This window comes from Thiobacillus sp., assembly GCF_024708915.1.
In genome coordinates, this window is record NZ_JANJXQ010000033.1 from 15,930 (window position 1) to 38,531 (window position 22,602).

Sequence of the window (22,602 nt, forward strand, 5' to 3'; positions counted from 1 at the left end):
TTTTTCCTATTGAGTCAGGGTGCGCGCCTCGCCCGAGGCGACGCCCATCGAGATGATGTATTTCAGCGCGCGGTCGACGGACACGTCCAGTTCGACGACCTCGCTTCGTTTCACATAAAAATAGAAACCGTTGACCGGGCTCGGCGTGGTAGGGATGAACACCGCGACGTGCTCGTCCGGCAGCGCACGCGCGACCTCGTCCGGGACGTTGGTCTGGAACGCCAGCGACCAGGCCTGCGGATGCGGATAGCGCACCAGCAGCACCTTGCGGAACGCGTGGCCGTTGCCCGACAGCAGCGTGTCGGACACCTGCTTGACGCCACCGTAGATGGACTTCACGACCGGGATGCGAATAAGCAGGCGCTCCCAAAAATCGACGATTTTCTGGCCGAAGAAGTTGGTGGCGAACACGCCGGTGAGCAGGATCACCACCAGGGTAAGAATCACCCCCAGTCCGGGAATGCGCATGCCGATCCAAGCCTCCGGCTGCCAGTCCGACGGCAGAATGGTCAGGCTCTGGTCGAGCGTGCCGATCAGGAGATGGAGTACCCACAGGGTGATGCCGAGGGGTACCCAGATCAACAAGCCAGTGACGAAATAGCGCTTCATCGGGGGCGTATCAAAAACAAAGAAGCGGGCGGCTTGCACCGCCCGCTTCCCGGTTGGGTCGCGTCCTCAGTGGCAGGCCGGACAGGCACTGGTGCCGCACGCGTGCGACGGTGCCTCGGGCTTTGATTCCGCAGGCTTGTTGCCGCCCTTGAAATCGGTGGCATACCAGCCGGTACCCTTGAGGGCGAAGCCGGCCGCCGTGACCTGCTTGGCGTAGTCGGGCTTGCCACACGACGGACACACCGTCAGCACGGCATCGGACACTTTCTGCATTTCGTCCTGCGCAAAACCGCACGCACTGCATTTGTAGGCATAGATCGGCATGAAAATTCTCCGACAATCAAGAAGTTGCGCCATTATACCCGCAAGCGCACCAGACCGAAATCGGGACTTTTACGGAGAATTTCAAGCCGCTACCAGGCAAGGCTCAGGCTTGCGTAGGCACGCCGGCTGAAAACGTTGGTGTCGCGAAACTCGGCGTAGTCCTCGCCCAGGTTCTGCCCGACCAGCGCGGCCTCCATGTCGTGCCCCTGCCAGGTCCAGCGGCGTGCCAGGCGCAGGTCAACGCGCGTGAAGCGTTCCGTGATGTCACCTTCGGACAGCCATTGCTGGCGGTCGCTGCGCTGGACGAACACGCTGGCGTCCCAGCCCTGCCCCATGCGATAGCGCCCGAGCAGGCTGAAACTGTTGCGCGGCGCCGAATGGGGAATGTCGTCTTCGAAACTTTGTGCCTCGGCCGCCATGTCCGCGGACAGGAACACCCGCGCAAAATTCGCGTCGACCTCCAGTTGCGGCGTCGGCCGCCAACGCAGCTGGATTTCGCCGCCGCGCACGTCTGCCTTGCCAATGTTGGCGTACTTGCGTTCGATGGTGCGCTTCGACAACAGGCCATCATCGCTCGTATCGTAGTTGTTGCGCAGATAGCCGATGAAATCGTCGATGCGATCGTCGAACAACCGGATGTCATAGTCCAGCCGCGCGGCACGCCATGCACCGAGGTAGGCGAGTTCGCGCGACAGCACGCGCTCCGGCGCAAGCCCGTCGGACGGCACGGTGAAAATGTCGAGCACGTCGCCGGAATCGAGGCGGTAAGCCTGGTTGCCGTGTTCCTCGAAGAATGTCGGCGAACGATAGGCGCGCGAGATGCCTGCCCGAACCACGTGCCCCGGCGCGACGGTAAAGCTCGCGGCGAGACGCGGCGAGACGTCGAAACCGGTGAAGTAGTGGTGCTCCAGCATCGCGCCCGCATGCAGCAGCACAGCATCGTGCGCACGCCATTCGAGATTGCCGAAGACGCGTGCCATATCGCCGCGCCAGGTCTTGCCGGTGTCGTAGTAGTGTATGCCCGATACGGTTTCCTCCCGCACTTCGCCCCCCCAAACGCCGCGAAGAGCCGGACTCCACTGTTCGTTCACCTGCAGTTCGACATTGCTGCGGGTCTGCAGCAGATATTGGTCGAGCAGCAAAACGCCCAGCGGAGTCGTCGTACCGCTGAGATCCTGCCGCAGGTTGGCGTCGAAACGGTTGCGCGTGTGATACGCCTGCACCATCCATTCACGCCGCGCGGACTCCACCTTGCGGTAGCCAAGCTGAACGTACAGCGCGCGCGAATCCTGCTCCGGCGGCTCGATCAGACGGCGTGCATCGGTCTCGTCGTCGAGCACCCGTCCCGCCTGCCAGTCACCCTGCGACACACCGAACTGCGCCATGAGTTCGGAGTCTCCGGACCGTTGCCAGTCGATGCGCCCATTCAGGAAGTAAGTCTTCCCGCCTTCCAGGTACCGGCCATTGTCCGGGGCGGCCTTGAAATCGACATCGCGTTCGAAGCGATCGTGTTCGCGCGCAGAAACGGTCAACCGGTAGCGCAGATCGTCCCGACCTCCACCATGCTGTGCCGTGAATCCGTTCGCGGACTGCTCGCCAGCGTGCATGAACACCCGGCTTCCCTGCGCCTGCGCGGCGGTGCGGGTGATGATGTTGATCACCGCGGCAAAGGCATTCGCCCCGTGCACGGTGGCATTGGGGCCGCGCACCACTTCGATGTGTTCGATGTCATCGACGGATAGCGGTAGATCGGTCCAGTACACCGCGCCGTAGTGCGGACTGTAGATCGAGCGCCCGTCGACCAGCACCTGGAAGCGGCGCGAATAGGCGTCGCCCATACCGTGATAGCCGGCCGCCCAGGTATTGTCGCGGGTATACGCGACGGAGAAGCCCGGCACCAGGCGCAGCAGGTCGGGAATGTCGCGAAAACCCGAGGCACGGATCATGTCGCGGTCGATCACGGTCATCGCCGCCGGTGCTTCGTTCACCGGCTGCGACAGGCGCGACGCCGACAACACCACCGGCATGTCGTCGAGAAAATCGGTCTCGCTGACGGCCGCACGCGCAGGAGAAGAAAGGACCAGGGCGCCAAGCAGGGCGCTCAGGGCGCAACGCGCCCCGCCGCGCCCCCGCCCGGAATCGTGTTCAGTTTCCACCCGCGCCGCCCCCCGCCGGCAACCCGTATCACCACTTGATGCTCAGGCTACCATACACGCGGCGGCTGAAAACGTTCTCCATGCGGAATTCGCTGTAATCCTCGCCCAGGTCCTGCCCAACCAGCGCGGCCTCCATTTCGTGCCCCTGCCAGGTCCAGCGGCGCGCCAGGCGCGCATCCCAGCGGGTGAAGGCCTCGGTCCAGTCGCCCTCGCTGAGCCATTTCATGCGTCCCGAGCGATAGACACCCGCGCTCGCCGTCCAGCCACGTCCCAGGTCGTACCGCGCCAGCAGGCTGAACGTGTTGCGCGGTGCGGAGTCCTCCAGGTCCTTGTCGACGGACGGGTCGGCATGAATGAAGGCGCGCGCGTACTGTGCCGACAGCCTGAGCGCGGGCACGGGTTGCCAGTTGGCCTGCAGATCGCCGCCGCGCACGGTGAAGTCGTCGCGGTTATCAAAGCTGGCCGGGTCGCCATCGCTGTTAATGTAGTCGTAAATGGTGTCATGGAACAGCTTGGCGTCCAGTTGCAGGTGCAGCGCCGGGTAAAGGCCAACGTAGCCCACCTCGCGCGACACGATACGTTCCGGCTCAAGGGGATCCGACGGCGCAAAGATCTGCGCCACGGCGGTTCCCGTGGTGGTGTAGTAGGTGAGGTCCCCCTTCTGCTCGAAGAAGGTCGGCGAGCGGTAGGCCTGCGAAATGTTGAAACGCAGCGTGTGTCCCTCCGCCAGGGTGTAGTTGAGCGCCAGCCTCGGCGACACGTCGGTGCCGGTGAAATAGTGGTGCTCGAGCATCGCTCCGCCCTGCAGCAGCAAATCGGGACGCGCCCGCCATTCGAGATTGAGATAGGCGCGTGCCAGCGTGCCGTCGTGACTGTCGCCGGTATTGAAATAACGCCGGCTTTCCACCGACTCGTGGCGCACTTCCGCGCCCCATACCGCCCGCCAGTCCGGCGCCAGGCGTTGATTGCGCTGGAATTCGAGGTTGAAGCGGGTTTGCAGCTGATCAATGCCGGCTTCGAGCATGAATGGTGTCGGCACCGGGGAAACCGGCGGGACCAGCGGAATGACGTTCGGTGCATCCGATGAATTGCGGGAGAAATAGCCCTGCAACATCCACTCGTCGTCGGCACTGTGCACGCGCCGAAAGCGGATCTGGACGTACTGTGCCGAAATATCCTGTCCGGCCGGTTCTTCCGGATGAGACGAAAGCCCCGCCTGCCAGTCACCGACGGAAAGGCCGAAGTGCATGCTGATGTCATCCCTGGCAGACAGCCGATAATCGGCACGGCCGTTGACAAAATAGGTCTGCGAATCCTCGTACAGGCTTATCGGTGTCGTGTTGTCCAGCACTTCCCGCTCGAAACGGTCGCGCGTCTGCGCCGACAGCGTCATCCGATAGCGCAGATCGCCCTCCCCGCCGCCGTGGCGCAGGGTGACGCCGCTCATGCCGTGCTCGCCGTACTGAATGGACGCAAACGCGCCCGGCGTCTGGCTGGGATCCTTGGTGATGATGTTGATGACAGCGAGAAACGCATTGGCGCCGTAGATCGCGGCATTGGGGCCGCGCACCACCTCGATGCGCTCGATGTCGTCAACCGACAGCGGCAGTTCGCCCCAGTTTACCGCACCGTAGGCGGCGCCATAGATGGAGCGGCCGTCGATCAGAACCTGGAAACGCCGCGAGAAGGCGTCGGCCATGCCGTGGTAGCCGATGGCCCAAGTGTTGTCGCGAGTGTAGGCAACGGAGAAACCCGGCACCAGGCGCAGCAGATCGGGAATATCGCGAAAACCGGAAGCGCGGATCGTGTCCTGGTCGATGACGGTGACGGCCGCCGGGGCCTCGTTCACCGGCTGCGACAGGCGCGAGACAGAGAGAACGACCGGCAAATCGTCAAAGAAGTCGGCCTCGGTGACGGTCTGCGCGCGTGCAGGCGCGATACCGTCGAACAGGGCCGCAAGCGCCAGCACGGCGCAGGTTGCGGGTTGTACGCTATTCACCTCGTGCCGCCGTTCTCCGCTTCAATATTCTGTCGGGGTGCCGAGGCTCATTCTAGACGGTATATCCTAGAACGGAATGTCATCGTCGAGGTCGTCGAAACCGCTGCCGGATGCGGGACGTGCCGCGGCCGGCTGCGGCTGGCTGCGCGGCGCGGCCGGGGCATGACCGCCTTCGTCCATGTCGGCCATGCCGCCGGAACGGCCGCCGAGCATCTGCATGCGGTCGCCGCGGATTTCGTAGGCGATACGCTCGATGCCGTCCTTGTCGGTGTACTTGCGCGAGCGGATGCTGCCCTCGATGTAGACCTGGCTGCCCTTCTTCAGGTACTGGCCGCAGACCTCGGCGGTACGGCCGAAGAAGGCGACGCGGTGCCATTCGGTGGCTTCCTGCAGGGCGCCGCTCTTGTCCTTGAACTTGTCGGTGGTCGCCACGCTGAAGTTGGCGACGGCTTCGCCGCTGGGCAGGTAGCGCATTTCGGGGTCGCGCCCCAGGTTGCCGACCAGAATCACCTTGTTGACCGATGCCATGTTTTCCCCCGTATTGAAGTTGAATATGCCTGCGCGGCAAGAGGTGAATTCTATCAGGCTGCCTCGATCAAGCTGCGCAAGCCCGCCTCGTCCCAGCCACGCACGCTGACCTTGAGCAGGGCGACGCCCTCTTCGGCCAATACCGTCGCCTCGACCACACCGGCGAGCGCCGCCATCTGGGCCTTGAGCAGCGCAGCCTGGTCGGCCGGCATGGCGCCAACGTGAAACATGCGGGTCTTGACGGCGGGTGGCGGGGTCATGGACAGCGCGGCGACGAGCCACACTGCCATCAGCGCGACGCAGAAGCCGAACACGGCGGCGAAGCCATGGTGCTGCGCGAGCCAGCCCCCGGCGGCGCCCCCAAAAAACAGGCCGAATGCCTGGGTGGTGTTGTAGACGCCCATCGCGGTGCCCTTGGCCGAGGCCGGTGCAAGCTTGGAAATGAGCGAGGGCAGGCTGGCCTCCAGGATATTGAAGGCGACGAAATACGCGAACAGCGCCCACACGATGCCCCAGAAATGCGCGATGCCCAGCGCAAGCCCAATCTGGGCGGCGAGCATCAGCGCCACCGCGCCGAGAAATACCGGCTTGAGACGGTGGTGCTTCTCGCCATAGATGATGGCGGGCACCATGAGCGCGAAGGAGCCCAGCAGCACCGGCAGGTATACCGCCCAGTGATGGTCGGGGGCAAGTCCGCTGTCCTTCAGCGCCACCGGAACGACGACGAACATCGCCATCTGCGCGGCATGCAGGGCGAAGATGCCGAAATCGAGGCGCAGCAACTGGCCGTTGGTGAGCACGTCGCGCAGGCCGGCGGGATCGGCCTGCGCATCGGCGTGAAAATGGCTGACCGCGGGATCGGGCACCCAGACCTTCACCACCCAGATTGCCGCCAGCGCCAGCACGCCAGTTAGCGCGAACAGCCCCGGCACGCCGATGACGCGGGCGAGCGCAGGCCCCGCCACCAGCGACACGGCGAAGGCAATACCGATGGTCGAACCGATCATGGCCATCGCCTTGGTGCGGTGCTCCTCGCGGGTGAGGTCGGCGAGCATGGCGGTGACCGCGGCGGAAATGGCGCCTGCCCCCTGCAGCGCGCGGCCGACGATGGTCCAGGCGATGTCGGTGGCGGCGGCGGCGACGAAGCTGCCGAGCGCGAACACGATGAGACCGAAGATGATCACCTTCTTGCGCCCGATGCGGTCGGACGCCATGCCGAAGGGCAGCATCAGGAGCGCCTGGGTGAGTCCGTACATGCCGAGCGCCAGGCCGACCAGGGTGTGGTTGTCGCCGCCCGGCAGGTGTTCGGCATACAGCGCGAACACCGGCAGGATGAGGAACATGCCCAGCATGCGCAGCCCGAAAATCGCCGCCAGCCCGGACGCGGCGCGCTTCTCGGCGCGGGTCATGCGTTCGGAGAGGTCGAGGTGGGCCACTGCGGGTTACGTCGAAATCGGGAAGTCCGCTATATTAGCAGGTTGCGAATTACCCTCCCGCCCCCATGGAAAGCATCCGGATCCGCGGCGCCCGCACCCACAACCTGAAGAACGTCAACCTCGACCTGCCGCGCAACAAGCTGGTGGTGATCACGGGCTTGTCGGGCTCGGGCAAGTCCTCGCTCGCCTTCGACACCTTGTACGCCGAAGGCCAGCGCCGCTACGTCGAATCGCTGTCGGCCTACGCGCGGCAGTTCCTGCAACTGATGGAAAAGCCGGACGTCGACCTGATCGAGGGTCTCTCCCCGGCGATCTCGATCGAGCAGAAGGCGACCAGCCACAACCCGCGCTCGACCGTGGGCACGGTGACCGAGATCCACGACTACCTGCGCCTGCTCTACGCGCGCGTCGGCGATCCGCAATGCCCGGAGCACGGCATCACGCTGGCGGCGCAGACGGTGTCGCAAATGGTCGACGCGGTGCTTGCGCTGCCGGAAGACACCAAGCTGATGATCCTCGCGCCGCTGGTGGTGGGCCGCAAGGGCGAGAACGTCGAGCTCTTTGCCGAACTCCGGGCACAGGGCTTCGTGCGCGTGCGCGTCGATGGCAAAGTTCACGAACTCGACGGCGTACCCAAGCTGGACAAGAACAGGAAGCACACCATCGAGGTGGTGGTCGACCGCCTGAAGGTGCGGGCGGATGCCAAGCAGCGCCTGGCAGAAAGCTTCGAGACGGCGCTGCGACACGCCGAGGGCCGCGCGCTGGCGGTGGAAATGGATACCGGCAAGGAACATCTGTTTTCGGCCAAATTCGCCTGCCCGGTGTGCAGCTACGCGCTGCCGGAACTGGAACCGCGCCTGTTCTCGTTCAACAACCCGATGGGCGCGTGCGGTACCTGCGACGGTCTGGGACAGATCACCTTTTTCGACCCGACACGCGTGGTCGCCTTCCCGCATCTGTCGCTGGCAGCCGGCGCGATCAAGGGCTGGGACAAGCGCAACCAGTTCTTCTACATGATGCTGCAGAGCCTGGCGATGCACTACGGCTTCGACCTCGACACGCCGTGGGAGAAGCTCCCCAAACGCATCCAGGATGTAATTCTCGACGGCTCCGGCAAGGAAGCGATCAAGTTTCAGGCGCTGGCGCCGCGCGGCGGCTTCACCACGCGCAGCTATCCGTTCGAGGGCGTGCTCGCCAACATGGAGCGGCGCTACCGCGAGACCGATTCCATGGCGGTGCGCGAGGAGCTCGCCAAGTACCAGAACAACAAGCCCTGCCCCGCCTGCGCCGGCACCCGCCTGCGCGAGGAGGCCCGCCACGTCATGGTCGGCGGTGCGCCGATCTACCAGGTGAGCGCGATGCCGTTGAAGGACGTGCTGGCGTTCTTCGAAGCGCTGAAACTCGACGGCCACCGCGCGCAGATCGCCGAAAAGATCGTCAAGGAAATCGTCGCTCGCGTCGGCTTTCTCAACAACGTCGGGCTGGACTACCTGTCGCTCGACCGCTCGGCCGACACGCTGTCGGGCGGCGAGGCACAGCGCATCCGGCTCGCGTCGCAGATCGGCTCGGGACTCACCGGCGTGATGTACGTGCTCGACGAGCCTTCCATCGGCCTGCACCAGCGCGACAACGACCGTCTGCTGGCGACGCTCAAGCACCTGCGCGACATCGGCAATTCCGTGCTCGTCGTCGAACATGACGAGGACGCGATTCGCGCCGCCGACTATGTCGTCGACATGGGACCCGGTGCCGGCGTGCACGGCGGCGAGGTGGTGGCGGAGGGCACGCCGGAGGAGATTCGCCTGAACGAGGCCTCGCTCACCGGCCAGTTCCTCTCCGGGCGGCGCGCCATCGCCATGCCGAAGAAACGTCGCGCGCCGAACCTCGAGCGCCAGCTCGTCGTCACCGGGGCCTGCGGCAACAACCTGAAGCACGTCACGCTGAACCTGCCGGTCGGCCTGTTCGTGTGCGTCACCGGCGTGTCGGGATCGGGCAAGTCGACGCTCATCAACGACACGCTGTACGCGGCGGTCGCGCGCCATCTGTACGGCTCCACCGCCGAGCCGGCATCACACGGCGAGATCCGCGGCCTGGAATTCTTCGACAAGGTGATCAACGTTGACCAGAGCCCGATCGGGCGCACGCCGCGCTCCAACCCGGCGACCTACACCGGGCTGTTCACACCGATCCGCGAACTCTTCGCCGGCGTGCCGGAAGCACGCACACGCGGCTACGGCCCCGGCCGCTTCAGCTTCAACGTCAAGGGCGGACGCTGCGAAGCCTGCCAGGGCGACGGCGTGGTCAAGGTCGAAATGCACTTCCTGCCGGACATCTACGTGCCGTGCGACGTCTGCCACGGCGCGCGCTACAACCGCGAGACACTGGAAGTGCAATACAAGGGCAGGACCATCCGCGACGTGCTGGAAATGACCATCGAGCAGGCGCACGAATTCTTCGCCGCGGTGCCGGTGGTCAAGCGCAAGCTGCAGACCCTGCTCGACGTCGGCTTGGGCTACATCCGCCTCGGCCAATCCGCCACCACGCTGTCGGGCGGCGAGGCGCAGCGCGTCAAGCTGGCGCTGGAACTGTCCAAGCGCGACACCGGGCGCACCCTCTACATCCTCGACGAGCCGACGACCGGCCTGCATTTCGCCGACATCGACCTGCTGCTGAACGTGTTGCAGCGATTGAGCGATGCCGGCAACAGCGTGGTCGTGATCGAACACAACCTGGATGTGATCAAGACCGCCGACTGGCTGATCGACCTTGGCCCCGAGGGCGGCGCCGGCGGCGGGCAGATCATCGCCGAAGGCACGCCCGAAGCCGTGTCCGACAACCCGGCCAGTCATACCGGCAAGTATCTGCAGCCGGTGCTGGCGCGGCACTGAGATGGCCGAACCCATTCGCCTCTCCAAGCTGATGTCGGAGCGCGGCCTGTGTTCGCGCCGCGAGGCCGACAGCTACATCGAGCGCGGATTGGTGTTCGTCGACGGCAGACGGGTGAGCGAACTCGGCACCAGGGTCGACCCCGACTGCGCGATCCGCCTGGACAGCGCCGCCAGCGCGCAGCAGCAACAGCGCGTCACCATCCTGCTGCACAAGCCGGTCGGCTACGTGTCCGGCCAGCCGGAGCCGGGCTATCAACCCGCCGTAGTCCTGATCCGCCCCGAAGCTCAGTGGCGCGACGGACGCGCCAGCCCGGCCTTTCATCCCGCTCATCTGAAAGGCCTGGCGCCGGCCGGGCGGCTCGACATCGATTCGACCGGCCTGTTGGTGCTGACGCAGGACGGGCGCATCGCCAGACAGCTGATCGGCGACGACTCCGAGATCGAAAAGGAATACCTGGTGCGGGTAGCCGGACGCCTCGATGAAGCCGGTCTCGCGCGCCTCAACCACGGCCTCTCGCTCGACGGCCGCCGCTTGCGCCCGGCCAAGGTCGGCTGGCAGAACGCCGACCAGCTGCGCTTCATTCTGCGAGAAGGCCGCAAGCGCCAGATCCGCCGCATGTGCGAACTGGTCGGGCTGCAAGTGGTGGGGCTGAAGCGTGTGCGTATCGGGCGCGTGCGGCTGGGAGATCTGCCGCCGGGGCAATGGCGTTACCTGCGCCCGGACGAGCGTTTTTGAACCTTAATGTGTGTGTAAATAAACGCCGATAAGCTTGTCCCCGGCACGTTTTGGCGTTATTAATAAAAAGTGCGGGTTGCCAGACCCGCATTTCCTTTACATTCCATCCACACCAGGGAGATATCCATGCAATCCAAACTTCTCGTCGCACTTTTCGCTGCCCTTGCGCTGACCGCCTGCCAAAAGGCGGAAGAAGCCGCCGCCCCCGCCATGGAACAGGCCCAGGAAGCGGCGGGCGCTGCTGCCGATTCTGCCCAGGAAGCGGCAGGCGCTGCTGCTGATGCAGCCCGCGACGCGGCTTCTGCTGCAGGGGACGCCGCTGCCGGCGCGGCCGCCGACGCCGCCCAAGGTGCCGCCGACGCAGCCGCCACCGGTGCCGACAAGATGCAGGACATGGCCGACCAGGCCAAAGACGCCGCCCAGCAGTAATTTCGCTTCAGGCAGCGCAATCGGCCAGGGAAAACCTGGCCGTTTTTGTTTGCCTGGCCAGCACCGGCCACATCCCAAGGCCAGTCCCTCGCAATTCAACATCGGCTCTTCCTCCTTACCCGATGAATCCGCGCACCCTGCTGCTGGACTCGTTTCACGCTGCCGTCGCCGCAGCCGATCCCGCACGCATCCTGCCGCCGCATCTGCCGGCGCCGCCAGGCGGCCGTACCCTGGTGGTCGGTGGCGGCAAGGCGGCCGCCAGCATGGCCGCTGCCGTCGAGGCTCACTGGCCGGCCGATGCGCGACTGTCCGGCCTGGTGGTCACCCGCTATCGACACAGCCTGCCTACCCGCTGTATCGAAGTGGTCGAGGCCAGCCACCCGCTGCCCGACGGGCGCGGCGAGGCCGCCGCCTTGCGGATGCTGGAGATGGCGGCAGGCTTGGGGGAGGACGATCTGCTGCTGGCGCTGGTTTCAGGCGGCGGCTCCAGCCTGCTCGCCGCGCCGGTCGCAGGCGTCAGCCTGAAGGCGTTGCGACAGGTCACCCAAGCCCTGCTGCACGCGGGCGCCCCCATCCACGATATCAACACTGTGCGCAAGCACCTCACCCGCCTGTCGGGCGGACAACTGGCGCGCGCATCAGGCAAGGCGCGAGGACGCGCGCTGATCATTTCCGATGTTGTCGGCGACGACCCCAGCATCATCGCATCCGGTCCCTGCACGCCCGATCCCACCACCTGTTCCGACGCGCTCGACCGGCTGGCGCATTTCCGGATCGCGCTTCCCCGCGGGGTTCAACGCCATCTCGAAACCTGCTCGGCGGATGCGCGCGGCGATACGCCCAAACCGGGCGACCCGTGCTTTTCGCGCATGGAAAACCGCGTCATCGGCAGCGCGCACGACAGTCTGATGGCTGCGGTCAGGGTGTTCGAACAGCACGGCATCCCCGCGCTGCTGATTTCCGACAGTATCAGCGGCGACGCCCAGGCCGTTGCCCGGCAGCATGCCGCACTGGCCCACGCCCGCCGCGCCAGGGGGGCGCTCGCCTTGATCTCGGGCGGCGAAACCACCGTTACACTGCGTCCGCAGCATGGGCGAGGGGGGCGCAACAGCGAATATTTGCTGGCTTTGGCGCTGGCCTTGCGCGGCACCCCGGCCTGGGCCATTGCCTGCGACACCGACGGCATCGACGGCAGCGAAGACAATGCCGGTGCGCTGCTCGCCCCGGACACGCTTGCACGTGCCCGGGCGCTCGGCATTCAGGGAGAAATCCTGCTGGCGGCGCATGACAGCCATGGATTTTTTTCCGCGCTGGGCGACCTGGTCCTGACCGGCCCCACCCGCACCAACGTCAACGACTACCGGGCGCTGCTGCTCGACGTGGATTGAGCGCCGTCAATTCAGCCGCTGCACCCGCACCGGATCGCCGACCGTCAAGCCGAACGCCGTCGCGGCACTGCCACGATTGACTGCAAGCTCCAACAGTCCGACGCTGTTGAGGAACCAGAAACCCTCCCCCTTGCCGACCAAACCAAAACTGTCGCTGTGCCTGAACGATTCGCCTGCGGCACTGACGCGCGCATTCTTCGGTACACCGCGGATACCGGTCCAGGCGTTGCCATAATGGTCGATGTATATCACGCGGGCCAGATCGCCGGCATCGAACTCGACATCGAGCTGGTCTGTCTGGGTCAACTTGGCAGCAGGAAATTCGCCGCGTGCAATGTCGGCCGCAATCGGCGCAAACAGGTCGCGTCCGTGAAACGTGGGCGACAGGATTTCAGGCTGCCAGTGGATACGCCATAGCCGGGTGTCGCTGTGCCGTGCAGCCACGATAGACAGCAATCCGTTGTCCGGCCCAACGAACCAGCGGCCGCCTGCCAGGGCGACCACGGCACCGCGCAGCGTGCCGACGCCGGGATCCACTACGGCCAGGAATACGCTGCCTGGCGGAAAACCCGGCGCAAATGCAGCGAGCAGATGGGCGCCCGCATGGGGATTGAAGTCTGGCACCTCGTGCAGCAGGTCCACCACCTGCTGGCCGGGCGCATGCTCAGCCAGCTGAGCCTTGAGCTGGCCAACATAGGGGTCGCGTACGCCGAAATCGGTGAAGAGAACAATCACGGCTATTCCTGTGGCAGGCGGGAAAGCCAACTATGCACGAGCATGCCGGGAGCCGGCAAGTGCAATACAGATGCCTCGTTCCAGTCAGAGGCAAAGAAAAAGCCGGGCGTGCCCGGCTTCTTCAACTGGTTCAGCAATACGGCTTATTCGGCATCGGCCGGTGCGGTGTCGCTGTCCGGACGATCAACCAGTTCGACCAGTGCCATCGGCGCATTGTCGCCATTGCGGAAGCCATACTTCAGGATACGCAGGTAACCGCCGGGACGGGTCTTGTAACGCGGGCCCAGTTCGCCGAACAGCTTGACGACCACGTCGCGGTCGCGCAGCCGGTCGAACGCCAGGCGATGATTAGCCAGGCTGGGTTCCTTGCCCAGGGTGATCAGCGGCTCGACGAAGCGGCGCAGTTCCTTGGCCTTCGGCAGCGTGGTCTTGATGACTTCGTGCTTCAGCAGCGACACACTCATGTTGCGGAACATGGCCAGACGATGGCTGGTAGTGCGATTGAGTTTGCGGTTGGATTGACGATGACGCATGGCATTTCCTTTCAGTCAGTATTCTTGGGCTAGACCACCAGCCACGGCGATCCGCACTTTATTGTCGGTTTTGAATCGGTGAATCAGGGGCGTTCGAGGCCGGCAGGCGGCCAGTTTTCCAGCTTCATCCCCAGCGACAGGCTCTTGGAGGCCAGCACGTCCTTGATCTCGTTCAGCGATTTGCGGCCCAGATTCGGCGTACGCAGCAATTCGGTTTCGGAACGCTGGATCAGGTCGCCAATGAAATAAATGTTCTCGGCTTTCAGGCAGTTGGCCGAACGCACGGTCAACTCCAGATCGTCGACCGGGCGCAGCAGCAGGGGATCCACCTGCGGCGAGCGCGGCGACTCGGATTCGGCTGGCGTACCTTCCAGATCGGCGAATACGGACAACTGGCTCACCAGAATGCGGGCAGCGGTACGGACAGCCTCTTCCGGCTCAACCACGCCATTGGTTTCGATATCGATAACCAGGCGGTCGAGGTCGGTGCGCTGTTCCACTCGCGCGCTTTCCACCGAGTAAGCCACCCGGCGAACCGGGCTGAACGAGGCATCCACCAGAATGGAGCCCACCGAGCGGGATTCTTCGGGAACCTTGCGCGACGTGGCCGGCTGGTAACCGCGGCCGCTCTCGATCTTGATTTCCATATCGAGTTTGCCGCCCTTGGTCAGGTGAGCAATCACGTGATCCGGGTTCAGCACTTCGATGTCGTGACCGACCTCGATATCGCCCGCAGTAACGATGCCTTCGTCCGACCTGGACACTCTCAAGATCGCCTCGGACTTGCCATGCATCTTGAAAGCGATACCTTTGAGGTTCAGGAGGATGTCGACGACGTCTTCCTGAACGCCCTCGATTGTCGAATACTCGTGAACGACACCGCTGATGGTGACTTCAGTCGGCGCATAACCGACCATTGAGGACAACAGGATACGACGCAGCGCATTACCGAGCGTGTGGCCATAGCCGCGCTCGAAGGGCTCCATGATGACCTTGGCGTGCAGCGGGGAGGCGCGATCCACCTCCACAATACGCGGCTTGAGAAATTCCGTAGCGCTTTGCATAGAGTGCGATTCCTTGAGAAGCAGCCCTGAAAACCGGGTCTGTCAGGACCCGGCCAGCTTATTTGGAGTACAGTTCGACGACCAGCGACTCGTTGATGGTCGACGGCAGTTCCGAGCGCTGCGGCGCAGCCTTGTAGGTGCCCTTGAGCGCCTTGGCATCGACTTCGACCCATTCGGGATAACCACGCGCGGCGGTGGCTTCTGCCGCCCCCTTGATACGCAGCTGGGCTTTCGCCTTTTCAGACACCTCGACCACATCGCCGGCACGCACCTGATACGACGGGATATTGACCCGGCGGCCGTTAACCGTGATGCCGTTATGGCGCACCACTTGACGCGCTTCGGTGCGCGACGCGCCAAAGCCCATGCGATAGCACACCGAATCCAGGCGCGACTCCAGCATCGACAGCAGGTTTTCACCCGTCACGCCTTTGCGGCTGTCCGCCTTTTTGTAGACCAGGCGGAACTGCCCTTCGAGCACGCCGTAGATACGGCGGATTTTCTGCTTTTCACGCAGTTGCACACCATACCCGGACAGACGGGCACCGCTCTTCTGGCCATGCTGACCAGGCGCATAAGCACGGCGTTCGATGGCGCACTTGTCGGTGAAACACTTCTCGCCTTTCAGGAACAGCTTTTCGCCTTCACGGCGGCACTGACGGCATTTGGGATCAAGATTACGAGCCATGATTTACCCTAGGATTAAATTCGACGCTTTTTGGAGGGACGGCAGCCGTTGTGCGGAATCGGGGTGACATCCGAGATCGCAACGATCTTGAAGCCCAGCGCATTCAGCGCACGCACGGTGGATTCCCGGCCCGGGCCGGGGCCTTTGATCCGGACTTCCAGGTTCTTGACGCCGTATTCCTGCGCCATCTTGCCGGCGTTTTCAGCCGCGACCTGCGCTGCAAACGGCGTCGACTTACGCGAACCCTTGAAGCCCGCACCACCGGCGGTCGCCCACGACAGGGCGTTGCCCTGACGATCGGTGATCGTCACGATGGTGTTGTTGAACGAAGCATGAATGTGCGCAATACCCTCTGCGACATTCTTCTTGACCTTCTTGCGCACGCGCGTTGCAGTTTTCGTTGCCATGGTTAACCTTTATCTCTTGATGGCCTTGCGTGGGCCCTTGCGGGTACGCGCGTTGGTGCGTGTGCGCTGACCACGCACAGGCAAGCCCTTGCGATGACGGAAGCCGCGATAGCAGCCGAGATCCATCAAACGCTTGATGTTCATGGTGGTTTCACGGCGTAGGTCGCCCTCGACCGTAAATTGGGCCACGCCCTCGCGCAAGCGCTCCATCTCGGCCTCGGACAGATCCTTGATTTTCGAAGTCTGGGCAACGCCTGCCGCTTCGCAAATCTTGCCGGACGTGGTTCTGCCGATGCCATAAATGGCGGTCAACGCAATAATCGCGTGTTGATGATTAGGGATATTAACCCCAGCAATACGAGCCATTCGCAAAGCTCCGAACGCAAAACAAAAAATTATAACACGTCAACCCGTTCTTGGGTTGACTCTAATCCGCACTCACTTGGTAATACGGGGGCTGCTTAGCCCTGGCGCTGCTTGTGACGCGGATCGTCACAGATCACGCGCACAACGCCTTTGCGGCGCACAACCTTGCACTTACGGCACATTTTCTTGACTGAAGCCTGTACTCTCATGGTTCTCTCCATTCACTCACCGGCAGCATGCTGCCGATCAAAATCATTTGGCCCGGAAAACGATCCGGCCTTTGGTCAGATCGTAAGGCGTAAGCTCTACCGTCACCTTGTCTCCCGGCAGGATGCGAATGTAGTGCATGCGCATCTTGCCGGAGATATGGCCCAGCAGGACATGGCCATTTTCAAGCTTGACTCTAAAGGTGGCATTAGGCAGGTTTTCAACGACTTCACCCTGCATCTGGATGACATCTTCCTTGGACATCAACGCCCCACCAGGCCATTCTTGAAATTGGCTTTCTTGAGCAAGCCTTCATACTGGTGCGACATGACATAAGCCTGAACCTGCGCCATGAAATCCATGGTCACCACCACAATGATCAGCAGCGACGTTCCCCCAAAATAGAAAGGAACATTCCACTTCAAAATCAGAAACTCGGGTAGCAAGCACACCAGGGTGATGTAGATCGCCCCCACCAGCGTCAGCCGGGTCAATATCTTGTCGATGTAGCGTGCGGTTTGGTCGCCCGGACGAATACCCGGAACGAACGCACCACTCTTCTTCAGATTGTCGGCGGTTTCCTTGGGGTTAAATACCAAGGCCGTGTAGAAAAAGCAAAAGAAGATGATCGCCAATGCATACAGCAGAACGTACACCGGCTGGCCGGGCGACAGGGTCGCCCCGATATCTTTCAACCACCCCATGTTGTCGCTACTGCCAAACCAGCCTGCCAGGGTCGCCGGAAACAAAATAATGCTGGAGGCAAAAATCGGCGGGATCACCCCGGCCATATTCAACTTCAGCGGCAGATGCGAACTTTGTCCGCCTACCACCATTTTGCCGACTTGGCGCTTGGCATAGTTGACCAGGATCTTGCGCTGGCCACGTTCGACGAACACCACCAGTGCCGTCACCAGCAACACGCCGACGAACAGCATCAGCACCAGCGGGATCGAGAACGCTCCGGTGCGCGTCAACTCCAGTGTGCCGCCGATCGCAGAGGGCAGGCCCGCGGCAATACCCGCGAAAATAATGATGGAAATACCATTACCCAGGCCACGCTCGGTAATCTGCTCACCCAGCCACATCAAGAACATCGTGCCGGCAGTCAGCGTAACCACCGTAATCAGGCGAAACGCCATGCCCGGGTCAAGCACCAGACCCGCCTGTGATTCCAGGGCAATGGCAATACCCAGCGCCTGAAAAACGGCTAGAAACAAGGTTCCGTAACGGGTGTACTGGGTAATCTTGCGGCGCCCTGCCTCGCCCTCTTTTTTCAGCGCCTCAAGCTGCGGAGACACGGTGGTCATCAACTGCACGATGATCGACGCCGAAATGTACGGCATGATCCCCAGCGCGAACACGCTGAAGCGCGATAGCGCACCGCCGGAGAACATGTTGAACATGCCCAGGATGCCGCCCTGCTGCGACTTGAAGAGTTGTTCGAGCACCAGCGGATCGATACCCGGCACCGGAATGAAGGTGCCGATACGGTACACAATCAAAGCGCCAAGCAGGAACAACAAACGGCGCTTGAGGTCGCCGAATTTATTCAAACCGGTTTTGGGCGTGGCCAAAGCGTATACCCTCTCTGACTCAGTCGGCGATGCTGCCGCCCGCAGCCTCGATCGCAGCACGCGCTCCCTTGGTCACGGCAATACCGCGCAACTTGATCGCCTTGCCAATCTCACCCGCCAAATAAACCTTGGCAGTTTTAGCCGCGGCACTGACGACACCAGCCTGCTTCAGCACCAGCAAATCGATCTCGTCCACCCCTACCGCCGCCAGCTCGAACAGTCGGACATGCGCCGTATCGGCCTTGGTCAGCGAAACGAAGCCGCGCTTGGGCAGGCGACGATGCATCGGCATCTGACCGCCCTCAAAGCCCACTTTATGAAAGCCCCCTGCGCGGGATTTCTGGCCCTTGTGGCCACGCCCCGCGGTTTTACCCAGACCGGAGCCAATGCCACGACCCAAGCGGCGCTTGTTCTTCTTGGCGCCGTCAGCCGGTTTGATGTTATTCAGTTCCATTTAAGCCTCGCACTTCACCAGATAGGCAACCCGGGAAATCATTCCGCGGTTTTCCGGGGTATCAAGCACCTCGACCGTGTGATTCATTCGACGCAGGCCCAAGCCGCGCACGCAGGCGCGATGCGGCGCCTTGGTGCCGATCAAGCTTTTGACCAGCATCACTCTGATTTTTTTCAGCTCGCTCATGACTTACCCCGTGATGTCTTCGACGGACTTGCCGCGCTTGGCAGCAATCTCGGACGGCGTGGACATTTTCAACAGGCCATCGATCGTCGCACGCACGACGTTATAGGGATTGGTTGAACCCAGGCATTTGGCAAGCACGTTCTGCACGCCCATCACTTCGAAAACGGCACGCATCGCCCCGCCCGCAATAATGCCAGTACCTTCCGATGCCGGCTGGATCAGCACACGCGAAGCGCCATGCTGCCCCACCACCGTATGATGGAAGGTGCCGTTCTTCAGGCTGATCTTGACCAGCTTGCGACGGGCCTCCTCCATTGCCTTCTGCACGGCCACCGGCACTTCGCGGGACTTGCCCTTGCCCATGCCGATACCGCCATCGCCGTCGCCGACCACGGTCAGCGCGGCAAATCCCATGATCCGGCCACCCTTCACCACTTTGGTGACGCGGTTGACCGAAATCATCTTCTCGCGCAAGCCGTCGCCGCGCTCTTCGTTACTAGTAGGTGCTGTACGGGCCATCTTGAGTCTGCCTCGTTAAAATACCAAACCGCCTTCGCGGGCTGCTTCAGCGAGGGCTTTCACTCGCCCATGAAACCTGAATCCAGCTCGATCGAAAGCCACTTTTTCAATACCCAGGCCCTTGGCTTTCTCGGCCAAGCGCTTGCCGACGGCAGCTGCCGCCGCCACGTTGCCGCCGTTGCCCAAAACAGCACGCAGCTCCTTGTCGTTAGAGGACGCACTGGTCATGACCGTGCCGCCGTCCGCCGAAATGATCTGGGCGTAAATGTGGCTGTTGGTGCGGTGAATTGCCAGGCGGGTCGCCTTGACGGCCGCGATTTTGGCGCGGGTTTTGCGCGCTCTGCGAATCCGTGATTGCTTGGTGTTCATTGTCTGTCCTTAAGCCTTACTTCTTCTTGGTCTCTTTCTTGATCACCACTTCGTCGCTATAGCGAACACCCTTGCCCTTATAAGGCTCCGGCGGACGATATGCGCGCACGTCGGCGGCCACCTGCCCAACGACCTGGCGATCGATACCCTTGATCACAATCTCGGTCTGCGTCGGGGTCTCGACCTTGATGCCGGCAGGCATCTTGTGCACGACAGGGTGCGAGAATCCAAGCGTCAGATTGAGCGCGTCGCCCTGAGCCTGGGCACGATATCCGACCCCGACCAGCAAAAGCTTCTTTTCAAATCCCTTGGAAACACCCTGCACCATATTGTTGACCAGTGCACGCATCGTTCCCGCCATGGCATTCGCCTGGATGCTTTCGCTGGTAGGCGCAAAAGTCAGCACCCCGTCATTAAGCGCGACCGATACGTCAGTCGACATCGCTTGGCTCATCGCCCCCAGCGGCCCCTTGACCGAGACCGCTCCGCCCAGCGTGACTTCGACGCCTTTAGGCAACGCAATAGGATTATTGGCTACACGTGACATATCCGCTCCTTCTTACGCAACCACGCACAGGACTTCACCACCCACGCCCTTGGCGCGCGCATGGCGGTCTGTCATCACACCACTCGAGGTGGAGACGATCGCAACCCCCAGGCCATTCATGACGCGCGGCAGATCCTCGGCACCCTTGTAGACACGCAAGCCAGGCTTGCTCACGCGCTCAATGCGCTCGATCACCGGACGGCCCGCGTAATATTTCAGCTGCAGTTCAAGCTCGGGTTTACCGGCTTCGCCACGGATGGCGAAATCCTCGATATAACCTTCGTCCTTCAGCACCTTGGCTATCGCCACTTTGACTTTCGATGAAGGCATCATGACAACCGCCTTCTCAACCGCCTGCGCATTTCGAATGCGGGTCAGCATGTCCGCAATGGGATCACTCATACTCATATCGTCTACCCCTTACCAGCTTGCCTTGACGATGCCCGGGATTTCGCCCCGCATCGCATATTCACGCAGCTTGCCGCGCGCCAGGCCAAACTTGCTGAACACACCACGCGGGCGCCCCGTCAACTGGCAACGGTTGCGCTGGCGCACCGGGCTGGCATTGCGCGGCAGGGCCTGCAAAGCCTGATAGGCCGCCATGCGGTCTTCATCGCTGGTCTGCGAGTTGGCGATCAGTGCTTTGATCTCGGCACGCTTGGCAGCATATTTTTTCACCATGCGCGCACGTTTTTCTTCACGATTAATCAAGGATAACTTGGCCATGCCTACCTCAATTCTTGAACGGGAAACTGAAGGCGGCAAGCAGAGCCCGCGCTTCATCATCAGTCTTGGCTGTGGTGGTGATCGTGATATTCATCCCGCGCAACGCATCAATCTTGTCATACTCGATCTCGGGAAAAATAATCTGCTCTTTGACACCCATGTTGTAGTTTCCACGACCATCAAAGGATTTGCCCGAAACACCACGAAAATCGCGGATACGCGGCATTGCCACCGTCACCAGACGATCCAGGAACTCGAACATCTGCGCACGACGCAGTGTCACCATGCAGCCGACCGGATAATCCTCACGGATCTTGAAGCCTGCAATGGATTTTTTGGACTTGGTGACAACCGGCTTCTGGCCCGCGATCTTCTGCATGTCCGATACCGCATGGTCCATCACCTTCTTGTCAGCCACCGCCTCGCCGACCCCCATGTTCAGGGTAACCTTCTGGATACGCGGCACTTCCATGACGGACTTATAGCCAAACTGCTCAACCAGCTTGGGCACCACCGTCTCACGATAAAATTCTTGAAAACGCGCCATGATCACCCCTGAGCGTCAACCATTTCGCCATTGGACTTGTACACACGCACCTTGCGGCCGTCCTCCAGCACCTTGTAACCCACACGATCAGCCTTCTGCGTGCCCACGTTGAACAACGCGACATTGGAAGCCTGGATCGGCATTTCTTTTTCGATGATCCCGCCCTGGATATTGCGCATGGGATTGGGCTTCTGGTGCTTCTTGACGCGATTCACGCCCTCGACCAGCACATGGCCATCATCAAGCACCCTGAGTACAACACCGCGCTTACCCTTGTCTTTCCCGGCCAGAACGATCACCTGATCACTTTTACGAATACGTGCCATGATTCCCTCTCACAGAACCTCGGGTGCCAGCGAGACGATCTTCATGAACTTCTCGGTACGCAACTCACGGGTAACCGGCCCGAAAATACGGGTACCGATCGGCTCCAATTTATTATTCAGCAGCACCGCCGCATTGCCATCGAAGCGCACCAGCGAACCATCGGGCCGACGCACACCCTTGGCAGTGCGAACCACTACAGCGTTGTAGATGTCGCCTTTTTTCACGCGGCCGCGCGGCGCAGCATCCTTGATGGTGACCTTGATGACATCACCCACGCCCGCATAGCGGCGATGACTGCCGCCCAACACCTTGATGCACATAACCGAGCGCGCACCGGTATTGTCTGCCACGTCCAATACGGACTGCATCTGAATCATTTAAATTGCCTCCAACTTAATCCACCACACTGGCGGCCAGTCTTGGAACCCGTTCGGGAGAAAATCCCGCTATACGCGGGACCACTTGAGTCAGCGAACCGGACAAAACCAACCGGCCACCAACCGGAAAACCCGGCATGATACCGGGCAACTGCATTTTGCGCAAGCGTTATACGCGCGCCCGATCGATCAGCTTGCTTACCGTCCACGCCTTGGTGCGCGACAGCTTTCGCGACTCCTCGATCTGCACCGTATCACCCTCGTGAAACTCGTTGTTTTCATCGTGAGCGTGATACTTCTTGGACAGCCGGATAATCTTGCCGATAACCGGATGCTTGACGCGACGCTCGACCAGCACCGTCACCGTCTTGTTCATCTTGTCGCTCACCACACGCCCTGTCAGCGTGCGAACCATTTTCTTGACTTCAGTCATGCTTGACCCGCCTTCTCGCGCATAATGGTCTTGACCCGGGCAATATC

At 62.1% G+C, this 22,602-nt stretch carries 30 protein-coding genes; 4 read left to right on the forward strand and 26 right to left on the reverse strand.

The genetic code is table 11. The annotated features are described in order from the left end of the window. Positions 1-6 precede the first annotated feature (6 nt). From Q0L94_RS02715 to Q0L94_RS02740, 6 genes are all read right to left on the reverse strand, one after another. A complete protein-coding gene (locus Q0L94_RS02715; protein ID WP_296749869.1) occupies positions 7-609 on the reverse strand; it encodes a DUF502 domain-containing protein in 603 nt (200 codons plus the stop codon). Between the two features lie 66 nt (positions 610-675). Continuing rightward, complete coding sequence (locus Q0L94_RS02720; RefSeq protein WP_296749871.1) at positions 676-933, reverse strand: FmdB family zinc ribbon protein; 258 nt, start codon at positions 931-933, stop codon at positions 676-678. 89 nt (positions 934-1,022) lie between these two features. Further along, positions 1,023-3,089 (reverse strand): TonB-dependent receptor, encoded by a 2,067-nt coding sequence (locus tag Q0L94_RS02725; protein ID WP_296749873.1) that lies wholly within the window; start codon positions 3,087-3,089, stop codon positions 1,023-1,025. 28 nt (positions 3,090-3,117) lie between these two features. Beyond that, positions 3,118-5,088, reverse strand: a complete 1,971-nt coding sequence (locus Q0L94_RS02730) for a TonB-dependent receptor (RefSeq protein WP_296749875.1) — start codon at positions 5,086-5,088, stop codon at positions 3,118-3,120. A 66-nt stretch (positions 5,089-5,154) separates the two neighbouring features. Beyond that, positions 5,155-5,616 carry a single-stranded DNA-binding protein gene (gene ssb, locus Q0L94_RS02735; RefSeq protein ID WP_296749877.1) on the reverse strand — a complete coding sequence of 154 codons (462 nt, stop codon included), beginning with the start codon at positions 5,614-5,616 and terminating at the stop codon, positions 5,155-5,157. A 53-nt stretch (positions 5,617-5,669) separates the two neighbouring features. Continuing rightward, positions 5,670-7,025, reverse strand: a complete 1,356-nt coding sequence (locus Q0L94_RS02740) for an MFS transporter (protein WP_296749912.1) — start codon at positions 7,023-7,025, stop codon at positions 5,670-5,672. A gap of 92 nt (positions 7,026-7,117) precedes the next feature. Between Q0L94_RS02740 and uvrA the strand changes: the two genes are divergently transcribed. The 4 genes from uvrA (at position 7,118) to Q0L94_RS02760 (ending at position 12,493) form a co-directional block, all read left to right on the forward strand. Further along, positions 7,118-9,940 carry an excinuclease ABC subunit UvrA gene (gene uvrA, locus Q0L94_RS02745; RefSeq protein ID WP_296749879.1) on the forward strand — a complete coding sequence of 941 codons (2,823 nt, stop codon included), beginning with the start codon at positions 7,118-7,120 and terminating at the stop codon, positions 9,938-9,940. 1 nt (position 9,941) lies between these two features. Then, entirely contained in the window at positions 9,942-10,676 is a 735-nt protein-coding gene (locus tag Q0L94_RS02750) for a pseudouridine synthase (RefSeq protein ID WP_296749882.1), read from the forward strand. Positions 10,677-10,802: 126 nt separating this feature from the next. Continuing rightward, positions 10,803-11,105 (forward strand): hypothetical protein, encoded by a 303-nt coding sequence (locus Q0L94_RS02755; RefSeq protein WP_296749884.1) that lies wholly within the window; start codon positions 10,803-10,805, stop codon positions 11,103-11,105. Between the two features lie 122 nt (positions 11,106-11,227). Further along, positions 11,228-12,493, forward strand: a complete 1,266-nt coding sequence (locus Q0L94_RS02760) for a glycerate kinase (protein WP_296749886.1) — start codon at positions 11,228-11,230, stop codon at positions 12,491-12,493. 6 nt (positions 12,494-12,499) lie between these two features. On the opposite strand, the gene Q0L94_RS02765 is transcribed toward Q0L94_RS02760, so the two are convergent. The 20 genes from Q0L94_RS02765 to rpsQ form a co-directional block, all read right to left on the reverse strand. Further along, positions 12,500-13,228 carry an SAM-dependent chlorinase/fluorinase gene (locus Q0L94_RS02765; protein ID WP_296749887.1) on the reverse strand — a complete coding sequence of 243 codons (729 nt, stop codon included), beginning with the start codon at positions 13,226-13,228 and terminating at the stop codon, positions 12,500-12,502. 143 nt (positions 13,229-13,371) lie between these two features. Then, complete coding sequence (rplQ, locus tag Q0L94_RS02770; RefSeq protein ID WP_296749889.1) at positions 13,372-13,761, reverse strand: 50S ribosomal protein L17; 390 nt, start codon at positions 13,759-13,761, stop codon at positions 13,372-13,374. An 83-nt stretch (positions 13,762-13,844) separates the two neighbouring features. Then, the gene (gene rpoA / locus Q0L94_RS02775; RefSeq protein WP_296749891.1) at positions 13,845-14,825 is read right to left on the reverse strand and encodes a DNA-directed RNA polymerase subunit alpha; all 981 of its coding nucleotides are present in this window, start codon (positions 14,823-14,825) and stop codon (positions 13,845-13,847) included. Positions 14,826-14,883: 58 nt separating this feature from the next. Then, positions 14,884-15,513, reverse strand: coding sequence for a 30S ribosomal protein S4 (gene rpsD, locus Q0L94_RS02780; RefSeq protein WP_296749893.1), 630 nt, complete (start codon positions 15,511-15,513; stop codon positions 14,884-14,886). Positions 15,514-15,527: 14 nt separating this feature from the next. Next, positions 15,528-15,920: a 30S ribosomal protein S11 gene (gene rpsK, locus Q0L94_RS02785; protein WP_018079524.1), complete on the reverse strand. Its 393-nt coding sequence runs from the start codon at positions 15,918-15,920 to the stop codon at positions 15,528-15,530. A 9-nt stretch (positions 15,921-15,929) separates the two neighbouring features. After that, positions 15,930-16,286, reverse strand: a complete 357-nt coding sequence (rpsM, locus tag Q0L94_RS02790; protein WP_296749895.1) for a 30S ribosomal protein S13 — start codon at positions 16,284-16,286, stop codon at positions 15,930-15,932. A gap of 95 nt (positions 16,287-16,381) precedes the next feature. Further along, positions 16,382-16,495 (reverse strand): 50S ribosomal protein L36, encoded by a 114-nt coding sequence (rpmJ, locus tag Q0L94_RS02795; protein WP_026240735.1) that lies wholly within the window; start codon positions 16,493-16,495, stop codon positions 16,382-16,384. Between the two features lie 43 nt (positions 16,496-16,538). After that, positions 16,539-16,757 carry a translation initiation factor IF-1 gene (infA, locus tag Q0L94_RS02800; protein ID WP_018079522.1) on the reverse strand — a complete coding sequence of 73 codons (219 nt, stop codon included), beginning with the start codon at positions 16,755-16,757 and terminating at the stop codon, positions 16,539-16,541. After that, positions 16,757-18,070 carry a preprotein translocase subunit SecY gene (secY, locus tag Q0L94_RS02805; RefSeq protein WP_296749897.1) on the reverse strand — a complete coding sequence of 438 codons (1,314 nt, stop codon included), beginning with the start codon at positions 18,068-18,070 and terminating at the stop codon, positions 16,757-16,759. Before secY ends, infA begins: the two co-directional genes overlap by 1 nt. A gap of 19 nt (positions 18,071-18,089) precedes the next feature. Then, positions 18,090-18,524, reverse strand: coding sequence for a 50S ribosomal protein L15 (gene rplO, locus Q0L94_RS02810; RefSeq protein ID WP_296749899.1), 435 nt, complete (start codon positions 18,522-18,524; stop codon positions 18,090-18,092). Continuing rightward, the gene (rpmD, locus tag Q0L94_RS02815) at positions 18,525-18,710 is read right to left on the reverse strand and encodes a 50S ribosomal protein L30 (protein ID WP_296749901.1); all 186 of its coding nucleotides are present in this window, start codon (positions 18,708-18,710) and stop codon (positions 18,525-18,527) included. Between the two features lie 3 nt (positions 18,711-18,713). Further along, positions 18,714-19,229 carry a 30S ribosomal protein S5 gene (rpsE, locus tag Q0L94_RS02820; RefSeq protein WP_018079518.1) on the reverse strand — a complete coding sequence of 172 codons (516 nt, stop codon included), beginning with the start codon at positions 19,227-19,229 and terminating at the stop codon, positions 18,714-18,716. 15 nt (positions 19,230-19,244) lie between these two features. After that, positions 19,245-19,598: a 50S ribosomal protein L18 gene (gene rplR, locus Q0L94_RS02825; RefSeq protein WP_296749902.1), complete on the reverse strand. Its 354-nt coding sequence runs from the start codon at positions 19,596-19,598 to the stop codon at positions 19,245-19,247. Positions 19,599-19,614: 16 nt separating this feature from the next. Continuing rightward, on the reverse strand, positions 19,615-20,145 hold the full coding sequence (rplF, locus tag Q0L94_RS02830; protein ID WP_296749904.1) for a 50S ribosomal protein L6: 531 nt from the start codon (positions 20,143-20,145) through the stop codon (positions 19,615-19,617). A gap of 12 nt (positions 20,146-20,157) precedes the next feature. Then, the gene (gene rpsH, locus Q0L94_RS02835; RefSeq protein ID WP_296749906.1) at positions 20,158-20,553 is read right to left on the reverse strand and encodes a 30S ribosomal protein S8; all 396 of its coding nucleotides are present in this window, start codon (positions 20,551-20,553) and stop codon (positions 20,158-20,160) included. A gap of 12 nt (positions 20,554-20,565) precedes the next feature. Continuing rightward, positions 20,566-20,871 (reverse strand): 30S ribosomal protein S14, encoded by a 306-nt coding sequence (rpsN, locus tag Q0L94_RS02840; RefSeq protein WP_296642800.1) that lies wholly within the window; start codon positions 20,869-20,871, stop codon positions 20,566-20,568. Positions 20,872-20,878: 7 nt separating this feature from the next. After that, on the reverse strand, positions 20,879-21,418 hold the full coding sequence (gene rplE / locus Q0L94_RS02845; RefSeq protein WP_296749907.1) for a 50S ribosomal protein L5: 540 nt from the start codon (positions 21,416-21,418) through the stop codon (positions 20,879-20,881). A gap of 2 nt (positions 21,419-21,420) precedes the next feature. Further along, the gene (gene rplX, locus Q0L94_RS02850; RefSeq protein ID WP_296749909.1) at positions 21,421-21,744 is read right to left on the reverse strand and encodes a 50S ribosomal protein L24; all 324 of its coding nucleotides are present in this window, start codon (positions 21,742-21,744) and stop codon (positions 21,421-21,423) included. A gap of 9 nt (positions 21,745-21,753) precedes the next feature. Beyond that, positions 21,754-22,122, reverse strand: coding sequence for a 50S ribosomal protein L14 (gene rplN / locus Q0L94_RS02855; protein ID WP_018079511.1), 369 nt, complete (start codon positions 22,120-22,122; stop codon positions 21,754-21,756). A gap of 169 nt (positions 22,123-22,291) precedes the next feature. Continuing rightward, positions 22,292-22,555, reverse strand: a complete 264-nt coding sequence (rpsQ, locus tag Q0L94_RS02860; RefSeq protein ID WP_018079510.1) for a 30S ribosomal protein S17 — start codon at positions 22,553-22,555, stop codon at positions 22,292-22,294. Positions 22,556-22,602 lie beyond the last annotated feature (47 nt).